Raw genomic sequence first — 14444 nt, 5'->3', positions numbered from 1 at the left:
ACCAGCGAAGCCTTGCCCCTTATCGGACGCCCGGTTAACGTTCAACTATCCAATAGGAAATTTCCTATTGATGGAGTCATCATGCCTCGCTCCCCTCCATCCCCCGCCGCCCCAAAAAAGGCCCTCGCGACAGAAGCCTGATCACCCACCCCGAAAAGCAAGGACCCCCTGCATGAAATCATCAAGGCGCAAGCTTGCCGCCGTAGCGGCAGGCGTGGGAATCGCCCCCCTCGTCACCGTGGTGCTCCCCGCCACCTCGGCCTACGCCCACGGCTATGTCTCGTCGCCGCTGAGCCGGCAGGCCCAGTGCGCGCAAAGAATCGTCCAGTGCGGACAGATCCAGTGGGAGCCGCAGAGCGTCGAAGGGCCGAAAGGCCTGCAAAGCTGCAGCGGCGGAAACGGCCGCTTCTCCGATCTCGACGACGACAGCAAGCCGTGGCGGGCCACCACGGTCGGCAACTCGGTGACCTTCTCCTGGACGTTCACCGCCCGCCACGCCACCAGGGACTACGAGTACTTCATCGGCGGCAGGAGCCTCGGGAAGTACAGCGCGCAAAGCTCGTCCCACACGGTCAATCTCGGCGGAGTGACCGGCCGGCAGAAGGTGCTGGCGGTCTGGAACATCGCCGACACCGGCAACGCCTTCTACGCCTGCGTCGACCTGCAGGTGCAGTAGCACGCGGATCCCCTGTCCTGACCTCCTCGGCACGGTGCTGCTCGCGACGGGTGCGCTGCCGACCGTCCTGCCGATGTCACCGGTCACCCCCGCGAACGGCACCGAGTCGAGGCAATCGCAATTACCTCCTGCGGCGCCGACCCGCCCGCGCCGATTAGCGGAGCCGTTTGGCGAAGATGATGCCCTGCCGCTCGTATCCCATCCGGCGTTCATAGAACGGAACCGATACCGGGCTGGCGGCGTAAGTGTCCAAGGTGATCAGTTGCGCTTCTCGCGCCCTGGCCCACTGCTCCACCGCCGCCATCAGACCCGCCCCGGCTCCCGACCGCCAATGGCCGCGCTGAACGGCGAGCGCGTTGACGAAAACCCGGGGCAGCGAGAGTTCTCGGACCGGCTGGCGATCCGCATCCTCATGCGGCTCCATGAACATCGCGCCGACAAAGCCGACCGCCTGCCCGCCGAGGTCGGCCACCCGGACGAATCTGTCCTCGTCGTCGGTCAGCAGCTTGCCCTCAAGCCAGACGTCAAGGCCGTCACGGCTCGGGGACCGGAACGACTCTGGATCCATCTCCTGGTAGAACTCGGCGAAATCGCACCACGCCACCGCGACCCCCGCACCGTCGCCGGGCCGTGGAGCGCGAATCCGAAACTCGATCACGACTCCAGTCTCCGCCATCCGCACCTCCGCCATACCCGGCTTCGCGGCCCCGCAGCCGTCACCCGCGGCGGGCGTCACGCGCCTGCTCCGGGCCGCCTGGAGCGGGGAGGCCCCGCCGTTTCCGCGTCCGGCGTGACGCCGGCGAACCGGACGGTGATCGACAGCCCGCCTTCGGGACGTGCGGTCGTCGTCAGGTCGGCGTGGTGGGCATGTGCGACGGCGTCGACGATGGCGAGGCCGATTCCGTAGCCGTCGCGACGGCCGTCACGGGCGGGCGCCAGCCTCTGGAAGGGCTGGAAGAGGCGCTGCACCTGGTCGTCCGGGATGACCGGCCCCGTGTTGGCGACCGTCAGGATCGCCTGCGCACCAGAGGTCTGCGTGGTGATCCGCACGTGCCCCGTTGCGTGGTTGTGGCGGACGGCGTTGTCGATGAGGTTCGCGACGAGGCTCTCGACCAGTCCCGGGTCCCCGGCCGTCAGCGCGGGCGCGAGGTGTTCGGCGAAGTCGATGTCTTGCTCCGTCGCGTGGTCGCGGCGGGAGGCGAGCACTCCCTCGACGATTCGGGCGAGGTCGACGGTGTCCCAGCGGGTGACGCCGCGTTCGCTGGTGGCCAGGGCGAGCAGCGCCTGGACGAGCCGCTCCTGATGTCCGCCGAGCGCGAGCGCCTCCTGGCACGCGGAGCGGAGGGTGTCGGCGTCGGCATCGGGGTCGGCGAGGGCGACCTCAAGGAGGGTGCGCAGGCCGGCGAGAGGGGTGCGCAGCTCGTGCGAAGCGTTGGCGACGAAGTGGCGCTGGGCGTCGAAGGACGCTTGGAGGCGGGCGAACAGGTCGTCCAGGGTGTGGCCGAGCTCGGTCAGTTCGTCCGCGGGTTCGCCGAGGTCGAGGCGGCGGTGGAGGTCTCCGGCGGAGATGCTCCGGGCGGTGGCGGTGATGGCGCGCAGCGGGCGCAGGAACCGTCCGGCGACGAACCAGCCGAGGGCCAGCGCGACGGGAGTCAGGACGACCAGGGCGACAGCGGAACCCGCGAGGAGCTGCGCGAGACCGATCCCGGGCCCGTTCTCGGCGGGCACGTCCGATGAAGGGCGGCCTTTGGGTGTGCCCGCGTCCACGCTGGCGAGCGGGACCGCGACGACGACGAGCACGAAGACCCCGGCCGCGTAGATTCCGGCCGCGTAGGCGAGCGCGAGCCGCGTCTGCAGCGACCTCCTCGCCGGCTGCGGGGCGGTCATGACGATCCGATGCGGTAGCCGCCTTCGCGGACGGTCTCGATCACGGGCGGGTCGCCGAGTTTCGCCCGCAGCCGGTGCACGGTGTGCTTGACGGCGCTGCTGAACGGGTCGGCGGCCTCGTCCCAGACGCGTTCGAGCAGTTCCTCCGCGGAGACGACCAGGCCCGGCACGGCGAGCAGGCATTCGAGGACGGCGAACTCACGCGGGCTCAGTTCGAGCCGCCGCCCGGCCCGGAACGCGATGCGGCGGGCCGGGTCGAGCGTGATGTCGCCGCACGCCAGGGTGGGCGGCAGCGGCGGGGTGGCGCGGCGGGCCAGGGCGCGGACGCGGGCGACCAGCTCGGCGAACGCGAACGGCTTGGGCAGGTAGTCGTCGGCGCCGAGGCTCAGCCCGTCGACGCGGTCCTGGATCGTGCCGGACGCGGTGAGCATCAGCACGCGGGTCTCGCGCCGGTCGCCGGCGAGCCGCCGGCAGATCTCGTCGCCGTGGACGCCGGGCAGGTCGCGGTCGAGGATCACCACGTCGTAGCGGGTGACGGCGAGGCGGTCGAGGGCGTCGGTCCCGTCCAGGACGACGTCGACCGCCATGCCCTCGCGGCGCAGCCCGGTCCCGATGGAGCGTGCCAGGACCTCGAAGTCCTCGACGACGAGAACCCTCACCTCCACTCACCCCCGTCCCCGGTGCGGATCGAGCGGGCGGCGCGGCGGGACCGGCCGCCAGGTCGAGGTGCCATGCCGCCAACGATGCCAGGTCCACGGTCGCAACCGGGTCGCAGCGGCCGCGACCCCGGTGGAACCGGCCGCCCCGTAGAACCGAGGCCATGAGTCGATTTCAGACCGCGAGCGGCCCGGGGATCGTCGTCGCCGGGCTGCGCAAGCGGTACGGGGCCGTCCTGGCGCTCGACGGCATGTCCTTCACCGTCCGTCCGGGCGTGGTGACCGGCTTCGTCGGGCCGAACGGGGCCGGCAAGTCCACCACCATGCGCGCGATCCTGGGCCTGGACGCCGTCGACGAGGGCACGGCCCTCATCGGCGGGAAGCCGTACCGCGCCCTTCGGCGCCCGCTGAACCACGTCGGTTCGCTGCTGGACGCGGCGGCGCTGCACCCCGGCCGCACCGGACGCGACCACCTCATGTGGCTGGCGCATTCGCAGGGCCTGTCCGCGCGGCGGGTGGACCAGGTCGTCGGACTGGTCGGCCTGGGCCCGGCGGCCCGGCGCAAGGCCGGCGGCTACTCGCTCGGCATGCGCCAGCGGCTCGGGATCGCCGCGGCCCTGCTGGGCGATCCGCCGATCGTCATGCTGGACGAGCCGTTCAACGGCATGGACCCGGACGGCATCGTCTGGACGCGCGGATTCCTGCGGTCGCTCGCCGCCGAGGGCCGCGCTGTGCTGGTCTCCAGCCACCTGATGAGCGAGCTGCAGGGCACGGCCGACCATCTCGTCGTGGCCGGACGCGGGAGGGCCATCGCCGACGCCGCCGTGGCCGACCTGATCGCGGCGGCGTCCGGGCGCCGGGTGGCCGTGCGGACGACGGCGAAGGCGCACGCGACGAGGGTGCTGGCGCACTCCGGCGGGACCGTCGTGGCGACCGGCCGCGACACCGTCACCGTGTCCGGCCTGTCCGCGGACCGCATCGTGGCCCTGCTCGGCCAGGGCGCGGTGCCGTTCTCCGAGGTGTCGGCCCATCGCGCCACCCTGGAGGACGTCTACCTGGAGCTCACTCGCGAGGCGGTCGAGTTCCGCGCGGTGACGTCCACGGAGGCATCACGATGATCCCCGCTCACCGGTCCGGCGGGCCGGACGGCTTCCCCCGGCTGCTCCACGCGGAATGGACCAAGTTCCGGACGGTCCCGGGCTGGGTCGTCGGCATAGTGGCGGCGGCTCTGCTGGTGGTGTTGTTCGCCCTGTTCGCCGGGGTCAGCAGCGATCAGAAAGGCGCACCGCCCGTCCCGACCGGGCCCGGCGGCGAGCCGGTCACCGACAGCTTCTACTTCGTGCACCGTCCGCTGGCCGGAAACGGCGGCATCACCGTCTCCGTCTCCGCGCTCGCGAGCAGCATCCCCACCGGCCCCGCCGAGCTGCGGCCCGGCAGCGTGCCGTGGGCGAAGGCCGGGCTCATCATCAAGGACGGCACCCGCCAGGGGTCGCCGTACGCCGCGATCATGGTCACCGGCGGCCACGGCGTGCGGATGCAGCACGGCTACGTCAACGACACCGCGGGCCTCCCCGGCCCCGTCTCCGCCGCGTCCCCCCGCCTGCTGCGGCTGGAGCGCTCAGGCGACACGATCACCGGCTACGCCTCCGCCGACGGTGCGCACTGGACGAAGGTGGGCGCCGTCCAAGTGCGTGGGCTCGGGCCGTCCGCGCAGGCTGGGCTGTTCGTCGCGTCCCCGCCTTCCGTGCACGGCAAGAGCACGCGCGGAAGCGTGTCCACGGCCGTCTTCGGGGATCTTCGCGTCCAGGGGCGCTGGGCCGGTGGCGGCTGGACGGGCGACCAGATCGGACCCGAATCTCCCACCTTCGCCGGCTACCCGGAGAACACCTCGGGTTCGTTCACCGGTTCTGACGGCCGCTTCACGGTGACCGGCGCCGGAGACATAGCGCCCGCCGTCCGCGAGTCCCTGCCGACAGGCGGCACCCTCGGAGAGATCCTCACCGGCACGTTCGCCGCGCTGATCGCGGTGATCGTCGTCGGGTCGCTGTTCATCACCACGGAGTACAGGACAAACCTGATCCACGTCACTCTCGCCGCGAGCCCCAGGCGGCCTCGGGTGTTGATGGCCAAGGCGATCGTGCTGGGAGCCGTCACCTTCGTCGCCGGGCTGGCGGGAGCGGCGGCCGCGATTCCGCTCGGCGAGCGGCTCGCCCGCGCCAACGGCGTCTTCATCTTCCCGACGGCGGCTTCGACCGAGCTGCGCCTGCAGCTCGGGATCGCGGCGCTGCTGGCCGCCGCCTCGATCCTGGCCCTCGCCACCGGCACGATCTTCCGGCACGGCGCCGGGGCGGTCACCGGCGTCGTCGTCGCCGTCGTCCTGCCCTACATCCTGATGGCCATCCCGTTCATGCCGGCGAGCGTGTCGAACTGGCTGGGACGGGTGACACCGGCGGCGGCCTTCGCCGTCCAGCAGACGCTGGTGGAGCATCACCAGGTCGCGAGCGTCTACACGCCGTCCAACGGCTACTACCCGCTTGCGCCGTGGGCCGGGCTCGCCGTTCTGGCCGGTTACGCGGTGGTCAGCCTGGCGGTCGCGGCCGTCCTTCTCCACCGGAGGGACGCATGACACCGGCCCTCCACGCGGAATGGACGAAGCTGCGAACCGTCGCCGCCCCTCTCTGGCTGCTGCTCGGCGCCATCGCGGCGACGGTGGCCCTCAGCGCGGCGGCGACGTCGGTGGTGACCTGCACGTCCGCGGGTTGCGGCGGCGACCCGACCAGGCTCGACCTCACCAGGCTCAGCCTCATCGGCGTCCAGCTGGGCCAGGCGCCGGTCGCCGTCCTGGCCGTCCTGGTCATCGCCGGCGAGTACGGCACGGGCATGATCCGCACCACCCTGACGGCGACGCCGCACCGGATCACCGCACTCGCGGCCAAGGCCGTCGCCCTCACCGGCGTCGTGGCGGCGGCCGGGACCGCCGCGGTTCTCGGGTCGCTGCTGGCCGGACGCCTCATCCTCCCCGGCCGTGGTTTCACGGACGCCCACGGCCACCCCGCCCTGTCCCTGGCCGACGGGCCGACGCTGCGCGCGGCCGCCGGATCGATCCTCTACCTGATCCTGATCGCCTTGCTCAGCCTGGGCGTCGCCACCATCCTGCGGGACTCCGCGACCGGGATCGGGGTCGTCCTCGGACTGCTCTACCTCTTCCCCGTCCTCGCCCAGGTGATCGGCGATCCGCACTGGCAGCGGCTGCTGCAGCGGATCGGGCCCGGCGTGGGGCTCGCCGTGCAGGCGACCGGCGACGTCCGCGGCCTGCCCATCGGCCCCTGGACCGGTCTCGGCGTGACCGCCGCATGGGCCGCCGCCACGCTCATGGCCGCCTCCCTGCTCCTGCACATCCGCGACCCCTAGCCCGAGGGCCCGCGCCGGACGTTAGCCGCCCGCCATGAGGTCCGCGAACGCGCGGCCAGCGGGACCGGACGCGAACAGCCGGTCCAGCCGGGCCCTGGCCAGCTGGCGGCGGAACGTCCCGGCGAGCGCGGAGTCACCGGCCTCGTGCGTCAGTTCGGTCAGCCAGCGGGAGAACTCCTGCTGGTTCCACACCCTCTTGAGACAGGTGTCGGAGTACGCGGCGAGCGGCTTCTCATCGCCGTCGTGCACGGCCGCGCGAAGTGCGCGGGCGAGCACGTCCGCGTCGGCGATCGCGAGGTTCATCCCCTTGCCGCCCATGGGCGTGATGATGTGCGCGGCGTCGCCGACGAGGAAGAGCCTCCCGTACCGCATCGGGTCGGCGACGAAGCTGCGCATCTCCACGACGTTCTTCTCGGTGATCGGACCGGTGGGCAGTGCCTCGTCGCCGAGGCGGAGCCGTGACTGCTCCCAGATCCGGTCGTCGTCCCAGTCGGCCGGTACGTCGTCCGGCGCGCATTCGAGGTAGAGGCGGCAGGCCGCCGGACCGCGCGGGAACTGCGCGGCGAAGCCGTGGGTGCTGATCGCGAAGAGCGGGCGGCGCGGCGGCGGCGCGTCGGCGAGGACGGTGAACCATCCGATGCCGTGGTCGTAGGAGTAGGTGGTCATGGCGTGTGCGGGCACGCTGGCCCGGGTGACGCCGTGGTAGCCGTCGCATCCCGCGATGTAGTCGCAGGCGATCTCGTGCAGGGCCCCGTCAGCGTCGCGATAGGTGACCTTGGGGCCGGTGCCTTCGAGGTCGTGGGGGGTCACCTCGTCCGCGTCGAACCGTAAGTCGCCGCCGCCGTCCAGGAAGGCGGCCATGAGGCGCGCGACGAGTACCTGCTGCGGGATGGCCCGGCCCGTCCTGCCACCCGAGAGGGCGTGCATGTCCAGGACGCGAGGTTCCCCGTCGACGCGGATCTCGAGGACGCGGTCCTCGGGCGTGCCGGCCAGCAAGGCGTCCGCGAGCCCCCACTCCTCGAAGATCCGCGTGCTGGCGTGGTCGAGCACGCCCGCGCGCTGGCGCCGCTCCACATAGGACCGGCTCTGCCGCTCCAGCACCACGCAGCCGACGCCGGCTGACCGGAGCAGGTTGGCCAGGGTCAGTCCCGCCGGACCGGCTCCGATGACGGCGACCCGCGTGCTCTCGCGCATGGTCGAGGTTTACCCCACCGAGCCCGGCCGGTGTGGGCACTGAGGCCGACCGGTATGGGACTCGCCGCGGCCCACATGCAGCCGCCGTCCCCCGGCGGTCCAGGTCAGTGGCGCACGCGGTCAGTGGCGCACGCGGTCAGTGGCGCACGCGGTCGGCGGCGGTGCGCGGGGCGTGCCGGACGTCCTCCGGCGTGAACTCGCGCAGCCAGCACGCGAACTCCAGCAGGATGCCGTCCGGGTCCTGGAAGTAGAAGGAGCGTACGTAGACGCCGGGGTGCATGTGCTCGGCGACCTGCGTCTCGCTGTCGTCGTGGTTGACGATCGGCGCGACCTTGACGCCCCTGGCCTTGAGCCGCGTGCGGTACTCCTCGAACTTGTCGGCCGGGACGTCGAAGGCCACGTGGTTGAGCGAGCCGATCGCGCTGATCCACTCGCCGAAGCCGGGGACGGTCACCGGCGCGGCGACGCCGGGCGCGGCGGCGGGGGAGTCCGGGAACCAGAAGAACGCGAGGGAGTTGCCGCCGCCCGCGTCGAAGAAGAAGTGCTGGCCCATGCCGTCCGGCAGGTCGATGGTCTTGATCAGCGGCATCCCGAGGACTCCGCCGTAGAACTCGACCGTGCGCCGCATGTCGGAACAGACGAGCGCGACGTGGTTGAAGCCGCGGACGCGGAAGGGCGGTTCCTCGTTACTCAATGATCACTCCCGGGGGGTGCGGTCGGCTCATATGATGCTAACATCAGGTTCATATCTGGCCGTGTCAGGCCCCGGCAGGCCGTCCGGCGCGCTCCCCAGCGCGGCGTGTTCCAGCGGGAGAAAACCCGATGTTAGGTTCAGGTGTGGAGAAGGATCAGACCCCCCGTCCGACGCAGCGCGGGCGCAAGACGCTCGCCGCCATCGAGGCGGCCGCGCGCCGGATCATCGCCCGCAAGGGCTTCCTCGCGATGACGGTCGCGGACATAGCGCAGGAGGCCGGACGCTCGCCCGCCTCCTTCTACAACTACTACGACTCCAAGGAAGACCTGCTCGCCCACTGGGCGGACGACTTCCGCAAGGAGGCCAAGGCGCGGGCGGTCGTCGCCTACAAGCACGGCGTCCCGCACCGCGAGCGCGTCATGGAGTCGGCGCGCGCGCACTGGGAGACCTACCGCGAGCGGCTCGCCGAGATGGTGGGCGTCTTCCAGCTCGCCATGATCAACGAGGAGTTCGCGGGGCACTGGCGGGAGCTGTGCGACGACGCCGTGCAGGGCATCGCCGAGAGCGTCCGGCGGGCCCAGCGGGAGGGGTACTGCCCCGGCGCCGATCCGCAGCTCACGGCCAGGGCGATCGTCGCGATGCTCAACCAGTTCTGCTACGACCTGCTCGCCGGGGCGGGCGAGGACGCCGAGATCGACGACGAGGACGCCGTCCGCACCCTCGGCGAGATGTGGTACCGGGCGATCTACTGGCGGGCCGACCCCGGCTGACCGCCCGCCGGGGCCCCCGCCGCGCATTCCTGGAGTGAACCGTGACCCCTGCAACGCTCGCCGGCAAGGTCTGGGACCGGCACGTCATCGAGCGCGGCGACGCCGACCTTCTCTACATCGACCTGCAGCTGCTGCACGAGCTCACCTCGCCGCAGGCGTTCGAGGGGCTGCGGCTGGCCGGACGCCCCGTCCGGCGGCCCGACCTCGCCGTGGCGACCGCCGACCACAACGTGCCCACCGCGCCCGACGCGCTGTCCCTGCTGGACGGCCTGAGCGCCCGGCAACTGCGGATCCAGCAGGACAACTGCCGCGGCGCCGGGATCGAGCTGCATCCGCTCGGCTCGCCGGGGCAGGGCATCGTGCACGTCATCGGCCCCGAGCTCGGCCTGACCCAGCCGGGCATGACGATCGTCTGCGGCGACAGCCACACCGCCACGCTCGGCGCGTTCGGCGCGATCGCGTTCGGCATCGGGACCAGCCAGGTCGAGCACGTCCTGGCCACGCAGACGCTGTGGATGCCCCGGCCGCGCACCATGGCCGTCACGCTGCGCGGGACGCCGCGTCCCGGCACCGCCGCCAAGGACCTCACGCTCGCGATCATCGCCCGGATCGGCACCGCCGGAGGGGCCGGCGCGCTCATCGAGTACCGGGGCGAGGCGATCGCGGCGCTGCCGATGGAGGGGCGCATGACCGTGTGCAACATGGCCATCGAGGCCGGGGCGCGCAGCGGCATGATCGCCCCCGACGACACCACCTTCGCCTACCTGGAGGGCCGCGAGCGCTCCCCGCGCGGGCGCCTCTGGGAACGCGCGCTGGACGACTGGCGCACCCTCCATACCGACGACGGCGCGGCGTTCGACCGGGAGGCCGTCATCGACGCGTCCGCGATCGGCCCGCAGGCGAGCTGGGGGACCAACCCCGGGCAGACCACCGGCATCGACGGGACGGTGCCCGCCCCGGAGTCCTTCGCCGACCCCGCCGAACGCGCCGCCGCCGAACGCGCGCTGGACTACATGGACCTCGCGCCCGGCACCGCCCTGCGCGACATCGCGATCTCCACCGTCTTCATCGGCTCGTGCACCAACGGCCGCCTCGCCGACCTGCGCGCCGCCGCCGGGGTGCTGCGCGGCCGCCGGATCGCGCCGACCGTCCGGGCGCTGGTCGTCCCCGGCTCCACGCGGGTCAAGCGGCGGGCCGAGGAGGAGGGCCTGGACGAGGTGTTCCGCGCCGCCGGGTTCGAGTGGCGCTCGTCCGGGTGCTCCATGTGCGTCGGGATGAACGGCGACGTCGTGGAGCCGGGGACGCGCAGCGCGTCCACGTCCAACCGCAACTTCGAGGGGCGCCAGGGCCCGGGTGCGCGCACCCATCTGGTCTCGCCCGAGTCCGCCGCGGCCTCGGCCGTCCTCGGCCACCTGGCGAGCGCCGCCGATCTCCCAGGGGCGCGCTGATGGAGCCCGTCACGCGGGTCGCCGGCCGCGCCGTCCCGCTCGACCGCGGCGACGTGGACACCGACCAGATCATCCCGGCGCACTGGATGAAGCGGGTCGAGCGCACCGGCTACGAGGACGGCCTGTTCGAGAAATGGCGCCGCGACCCGGGGTTCGTGCTGAACCGGCCGGAGTACCGCGGGGCGTCGATCCTGGTCAGCGGCCCGAACTTCGGGTGCGGGTCGTCCCGCGAGCACGCGCCGTGGGCGCTGCGCGACTACGGCTTCCGCGCGATCGTCGCGCCCGGCTTCGCCGACATCTTCCGCGGCAACCTGCCCAACAGCGGCCTGGTCCCGGTGCAGGCGGCGCCCGACGTCGTCCGCGCGCTCCTCGCCGCCGCGGCCGACGACCCCGCGACCGAGATCGTGGTGGACGTAGTGGAACGTTCCGTCCACTGCCCGGCCGCCGGAATCCGCGACGCCCCCTTCCAGCTGGACGACTCGGCGCACCACCGGCTCGTCAACGGGCTGGACGAGATCGACCTGACCCTCGCCCGGCACGAGGCCATCGCCGCCCACGAGCGGGCCCGGCCGCCCTGGCTGCCCACCGGCCGTCCCTGACCGGCCCGCGCTCGCCCGGCCGGGCGAGCGCCCGGCGGTGAATGTGCCCAGATCAACGTATGGACATCCCCTGAACCCGCGGCTAAGGTACGAATACGACGTCAGGTTTACTTTGGGAGTATCACCATGGCGGTGGAACAACTCTTCGTCGGCCTCGCCTCGCCCACGGCGGGCCGGGCCGGCGCCGGGGGACACCCGTGCCAGGGGCTGTACCACCGCCCGGCCGGCCGGACGCCGAAGATCGCGCTGATCGCGACGCACTACTCGGTCGACTTCTCCGAGCACTACCTCGCCGACTTCCTCGCTGAGCGCGGCCTGGGCTTCCTTGGCTGGAACACGCGCTTCCGGGGCGCCGAGAGCCACTTTCTGCTCGACCACGCCCTCGTCGACATCGGCCAGGGCGTCCGGTGGCTGCGGGAGGAGGCGGGCGTCGAGCAGGTCGTCCTGCTGGGCAACTCGGGCGGCGGGTCCCTGATGGCCGCCTACCAGTCGCAGGCCAAGGAGCCCAACGTCACGCCGCTGGACGGCATGCGCCCCGCGCGGGGCGTGCTGGACCTTCCGGCCGCCGACGCCTACATCTCGACGGCCGCGCACCTCGGCCGTCCCGAGGTCCTCACGGCCTGGATGGACCCGTCGGTCGTGGACGAGTCCGACCCGGTCTCGACCGACCCCGCGCTCAGCCTGTTCGACCCCGGCAACCCCGCGCCCTACTCGGACGAGTTCCTCGCCCGGTACCGCGAGGCCCAGGCACGCCGCAACCACCGCATCACCCGCTGGGTGAAGGACGAGATGCGCCGCCTCCGCGACGCCGGGTTCGGCGACCGGCTGTTCAACGTCCACCGCACCTGGGCCGACCCGCGCATGGTGGACGCGACGATCGAGCCCACCCGGCGTCCTCCCAACTCCTGCTACGCCGGCGAGCCGGCCCGCGCCAACGCCTCGGTCTTCGGCATCGCGGGCACCTGCACGCTGCGGACCTGGCTCTCCCTCTGGAGCCTGGAGGACTCCCAGACCCGGGCGACGCCGCACCTCGCCCGCATCAAGGAGCCCGCGCTCGTGGTGAACGCCGACATGGACACCGGCGTGTTCCCCAGCGACGCCGACGCGATCCTGGAGGCGCTGGGATCCGAGGACAAGGAGTCCCACGTCATCGCGGGCGACCACTACTTCCGCAGAGACGGAGGCGACGCGGCGCGGGCGGAACTCGCCGACCTGATCGCCGCCTGGACCACGGCGCGCCTGGCATGACGGGCACGTCGGCCGACATCGGGCTCCTCGCGCTGCGGGCGGTCTTCGGGCTCTACCTGGCGGGTCACGGGCTGAAGAAGTTCGGCCTGCTGGACGGGCCGGGCCTGGCGCAGACGGCGCTCGCCTTCGAGAAGGGCGGGTTCCGTCCGGGACGGCCTATGGCGACCCTGGCCGGAGTCCTCGAAGTGGCGGGAGGGCTCGCGCTGGTCGCCGGGTTCCTCACGCCCGCCGCCGGAGCGACGGTCGTCGGCGTGATGCTCGTCGCCGCCTCGCTGCACGTCCCCAACGGCCTGTGGGAGAGCGACAAGGGAGTCGAGCTGCCCGCGGTCTTCGCGGCCGCCGCCCTCGCCCTCCTGTTCACCGGGCCCGGACGCATCTCCATCGACCGTCTCGCGGGAATCGACGATCTCGCCGGCCTGCCCGAATCGGCGCTCCTGCTGGCCGTGGTCGTGGTCGCGGTCACCCTGACGCTCATACGCCGCCAGTCTCACCTGCGAGCTGCGGCTTCGAATCCCCACGAATAGCAACCGGAAAAGCTCGACACCGACATCCACCATTCCCGGCAGCCTTCAGCGGATGACGAGGTACCCCCTGTGAAAACACGACTCGCCTGCATCTCCCTGGCGGTCACCGCCGCGCTCGCCGGCGCCTGCGCCACCCCGGGAGCGTCGACCAGCAAGGACGGCGTCAAGGTCGACGCCGGCGTCACCGACGACGAGATCAAGATCGGCCTCTTCAACGGCTACACCGGCCCCGTCGCCGCGGGCGCGATCGCCGGCGCCGCCGGGTTCGACGCGCGCCTGGCCAAGGCCAACGCGGCCGGCGGCGTGTGCGGGCGGCAGCTGAAGTCCGTCCGCGCCGACACCAAGTACGACCCGGCCGTGGCGGTGCAGGCGTACCGCGCGAACGTCAAGGACATCGTCATGATCGGGCAGCTGCTCGGCGCGACGAGCATCTACGGCCTGAGCCAGCAGATCGCCCGCGACGGCATCGCGACGCTCGCCGCGACCAGCGCCGCCGAGGTCATCAAGCTGGAGAACGTCTACCTGTTCACCACCCCGTTCCCGATGTACGTCATCAACGGGCTGGACTGGGCGAAGAAGGAGCAGGCCGGCTCGGACGGCAAGCTCAAGGTCGGCGTCATCTACCAGGACGACGCGTTCGGCCAGGAGGGCCAGAAGGCCGTCCGCTACGTCGAGGCCAACGACCCGGCCATCGAGGTCGTCGCCGAGGCCGCCTACGACGTGAAGGCGGAGGACCTCACCGCCCAGGTCCTGAAGATGAAGAAGGCGGGCGCCGAGACCGTGTGGATCCACGGCATCGCCTCCAAGACCGGGCCGATCCTCAGCCAGGCGTCCCAGCTCGACTACTCGCCCCACTGGCTGACCGTCGACTCCGGCTACGAGACCGCGATGGCGAAGCAGCTCGGCCGCCTCGTCGACAAGCTGCACGTGGTGACCAGCAGCGTCCTCTACACCGAGAACGTCCCCGCGATGGCCGAGGTGAAGCAGAACGTCGAGAAGGTCGCGCCCGGCACCAAGCCCGACCAGCTCGTCATCGCCGGCTGGGTGGACGCGTCCGTCGCGGTCGCCGCACTGGAGAAGGCGTGCAAGGAGAAGGACCTCACCCAGAAGGGCGTGGTGGCCGCCATGTCCGGGCTGAACGTCACGACGGACGGGCTGAGCCCCGACCTCAAGTACGGGGCGGGCGACGCCGACACCCGGATCCCGTCGCGGCAGACCCGGATGAACAAGATCGACACCAGGAGCGGGGTGCCGGTGCCGGTCACCGGCTTCGGCGCGACGGACCTGGCCGCCAAGTGGCGGCTCGCCGACGGCTCCAAGAGCTGACGGGCCACTGA

15 protein-coding genes are annotated in these 14444 nt (G+C 72.0%); 10 read left to right on the top strand and 5 right to left on the bottom strand.

The annotated features are described in order from the left end of the window. Nucleotides 1-172: 172 nt before the first annotated feature. Nucleotides 173-676 carry a lytic polysaccharide monooxygenase auxiliary activity family 9 protein gene (locus ACH35V_RS13735; RefSeq protein ID WP_395972440.1) on the top strand — a complete coding sequence of 168 codons (504 nt, stop codon included), beginning with the start codon at nucleotides 173-175 and terminating at the stop codon, nucleotides 674-676. 154 nt (nucleotides 677-830) lie between these two features. Here the strand turns inward: ACH35V_RS13735 and ACH35V_RS13730 are convergent, their stop codons facing one another. From ACH35V_RS13730 to ACH35V_RS13720, 3 genes are all read right to left on the bottom strand, one after another. Further along, nucleotides 831-1334 (bottom strand): GNAT family N-acetyltransferase, encoded by a 504-nt coding sequence (locus ACH35V_RS13730; protein WP_395972438.1) that lies wholly within the window; start codon nucleotides 1332-1334, stop codon nucleotides 831-833. Between the two features lie 74 nt (nucleotides 1335-1408). Beyond that, the gene (locus ACH35V_RS13725) at nucleotides 1409-2563 is read right to left on the bottom strand and encodes a sensor histidine kinase (RefSeq protein WP_395972436.1); all 1155 of its coding nucleotides are present in this window, start codon (nucleotides 2561-2563) and stop codon (nucleotides 1409-1411) included. Continuing rightward, a complete protein-coding gene (locus ACH35V_RS13720) occupies nucleotides 2560-3222 on the bottom strand; it encodes a response regulator transcription factor (protein ID WP_395972434.1) in 663 nt (220 codons plus the stop codon). The genes ACH35V_RS13725 and ACH35V_RS13720 overlap by 4 nt, the downstream gene beginning before the upstream one ends. A 161-nt stretch (nucleotides 3223-3383) precedes the next feature. Here ACH35V_RS13720 and ACH35V_RS13715 point away from each other — a divergent pair, with 161 nt between their 5' ends. Genes ACH35V_RS13715 through ACH35V_RS13705 form a run of 3 tightly spaced genes read left to right on the top strand, consistent with a single transcriptional unit; the run spans nucleotide 3384 to nucleotide 6630 of the window. Continuing rightward, on the top strand, nucleotides 3384-4337 hold the full coding sequence (locus ACH35V_RS13715) for an ATP-binding cassette domain-containing protein (RefSeq protein WP_395972432.1): 954 nt from the start codon (nucleotides 3384-3386) through the stop codon (nucleotides 4335-4337). Then, on the top strand, nucleotides 4334-5845 hold the full coding sequence (locus tag ACH35V_RS13710; RefSeq protein WP_395972430.1) for an ABC transporter permease subunit: 1512 nt from the start codon (nucleotides 4334-4336) through the stop codon (nucleotides 5843-5845). Before ACH35V_RS13715 ends, ACH35V_RS13710 begins: the two co-directional genes overlap by 4 nt. Continuing rightward, nucleotides 5842-6630, top strand: a complete 789-nt coding sequence (locus ACH35V_RS13705; RefSeq protein WP_395972429.1) for an ABC transporter permease — start codon at nucleotides 5842-5844, stop codon at nucleotides 6628-6630. The genes ACH35V_RS13710 and ACH35V_RS13705 overlap by 4 nt, the downstream gene beginning before the upstream one ends. A gap of 21 nt (nucleotides 6631-6651) precedes the next feature. Here the strand turns inward: ACH35V_RS13705 and ACH35V_RS13700 are convergent, their stop codons facing one another. Both ACH35V_RS13700 and ACH35V_RS13695 read right to left on the bottom strand, forming a co-directional pair. Further along, complete coding sequence (locus tag ACH35V_RS13700) at nucleotides 6652-7824, bottom strand: 4-hydroxybenzoate 3-monooxygenase (RefSeq protein WP_395972428.1); 1173 nt, start codon at nucleotides 7822-7824, stop codon at nucleotides 6652-6654. A 136-nt stretch (nucleotides 7825-7960) separates the two neighbouring features. Then, nucleotides 7961-8518, bottom strand: a complete 558-nt coding sequence (locus tag ACH35V_RS13695; RefSeq protein WP_395972426.1) for a VOC family protein — start codon at nucleotides 8516-8518, stop codon at nucleotides 7961-7963. Between the two features lie 143 nt (nucleotides 8519-8661). Here ACH35V_RS13695 and ACH35V_RS13690 point away from each other — a divergent pair, with 143 nt between their 5' ends. From ACH35V_RS13690 to ACH35V_RS13665, 6 genes are all read left to right on the top strand, one after another. Further along, on the top strand, nucleotides 8662-9288 hold the full coding sequence (locus tag ACH35V_RS13690; RefSeq protein ID WP_395972425.1) for a TetR/AcrR family transcriptional regulator: 627 nt from the start codon (nucleotides 8662-8664) through the stop codon (nucleotides 9286-9288). A gap of 41 nt (nucleotides 9289-9329) precedes the next feature. Further along, entirely contained in the window at nucleotides 9330-10736 is a 1407-nt protein-coding gene (leuC, locus tag ACH35V_RS13685) for a 3-isopropylmalate dehydratase large subunit (RefSeq protein WP_395972424.1), read from the top strand. Next, the gene (gene leuD / locus ACH35V_RS13680; RefSeq protein ID WP_395972423.1) at nucleotides 10736-11335 is read left to right on the top strand and encodes a 3-isopropylmalate dehydratase small subunit; all 600 of its coding nucleotides are present in this window, start codon (nucleotides 10736-10738) and stop codon (nucleotides 11333-11335) included. Before leuC ends, leuD begins: the two co-directional genes overlap by 1 nt. A 126-nt stretch (nucleotides 11336-11461) precedes the next feature. Further along, a complete protein-coding gene (locus ACH35V_RS13675; RefSeq protein WP_395972421.1) occupies nucleotides 11462-12583 on the top strand; it encodes an alpha/beta hydrolase in 1122 nt (373 codons plus the stop codon). Next, on the top strand, nucleotides 12580-13107 hold the full coding sequence (locus ACH35V_RS13670) for a DoxX family protein (RefSeq protein ID WP_395972420.1): 528 nt from the start codon (nucleotides 12580-12582) through the stop codon (nucleotides 13105-13107). Before ACH35V_RS13675 ends, ACH35V_RS13670 begins: the two co-directional genes overlap by 4 nt. Before the next feature lie 69 nt (nucleotides 13108-13176). Further along, nucleotides 13177-14433 carry an ABC transporter substrate-binding protein gene (locus ACH35V_RS13665; RefSeq protein WP_395972418.1) on the top strand — a complete coding sequence of 419 codons (1257 nt, stop codon included), beginning with the start codon at nucleotides 13177-13179 and terminating at the stop codon, nucleotides 14431-14433. The last annotated feature ends 11 nt before the right edge of the window (nucleotides 14434-14444 follow it).

It is taken from the genome of Actinomadura sp. 1N219, from assembly GCF_044326405.1.
Classification (GTDB): domain Bacteria; phylum Actinomycetota; class Actinomycetes; order Streptosporangiales; family Streptosporangiaceae; genus Spirillospora.
The sequence above is the reverse complement of the archived record's forward strand: the minus strand, read 5'-3'. Positions and strand labels throughout refer to the sequence as shown.

Bases quoted from the DNA above. Each gene is read 5' to 3' on its own strand.
- leuD (WP_395972423.1), top strand. From the start codon at position 10,736: ATGGAGCCCGTCACGCGGGTCGCCGGCCGCGCCGTCCCGCTCGACCGC.
- ACH35V_RS13725 (WP_395972436.1), bottom strand. From the start codon at position 2,563: ATGACCGCCCCGCAGCCGGCGAGGAGGTCGCTGCAGACGCGGCTCGCG.
- ACH35V_RS13700 (WP_395972428.1), bottom strand. From the start codon at position 7,824: ATGCGCGAGAGCACGCGGGTCGCCGTCATCGGAGCCGGTCCGGCGGGA.
- ACH35V_RS13710 (WP_395972430.1), top strand. From the start codon at position 4,334: ATGATCCCCGCTCACCGGTCCGGCGGGCCGGACGGCTTCCCCCGGCTG.
- ACH35V_RS13670 (WP_395972420.1), top strand. From the start codon at position 12,580: ATGACGGGCACGTCGGCCGACATCGGGCTCCTCGCGCTGCGGGCGGTC.
- ACH35V_RS13675 (WP_395972421.1), top strand. From the start codon at position 11,462: ATGGCGGTGGAACAACTCTTCGTCGGCCTCGCCTCGCCCACGGCGGGC.
- ACH35V_RS13705 (WP_395972429.1), top strand. From the start codon at position 5,842: ATGACACCGGCCCTCCACGCGGAATGGACGAAGCTGCGAACCGTCGCC.
- ACH35V_RS13735 (WP_395972440.1), top strand. From the start codon at position 173: ATGAAATCATCAAGGCGCAAGCTTGCCGCCGTAGCGGCAGGCGTGGGA.
- ACH35V_RS13715 (WP_395972432.1), top strand. From the start codon at position 3,384: ATGAGTCGATTTCAGACCGCGAGCGGCCCGGGGATCGTCGTCGCCGGG.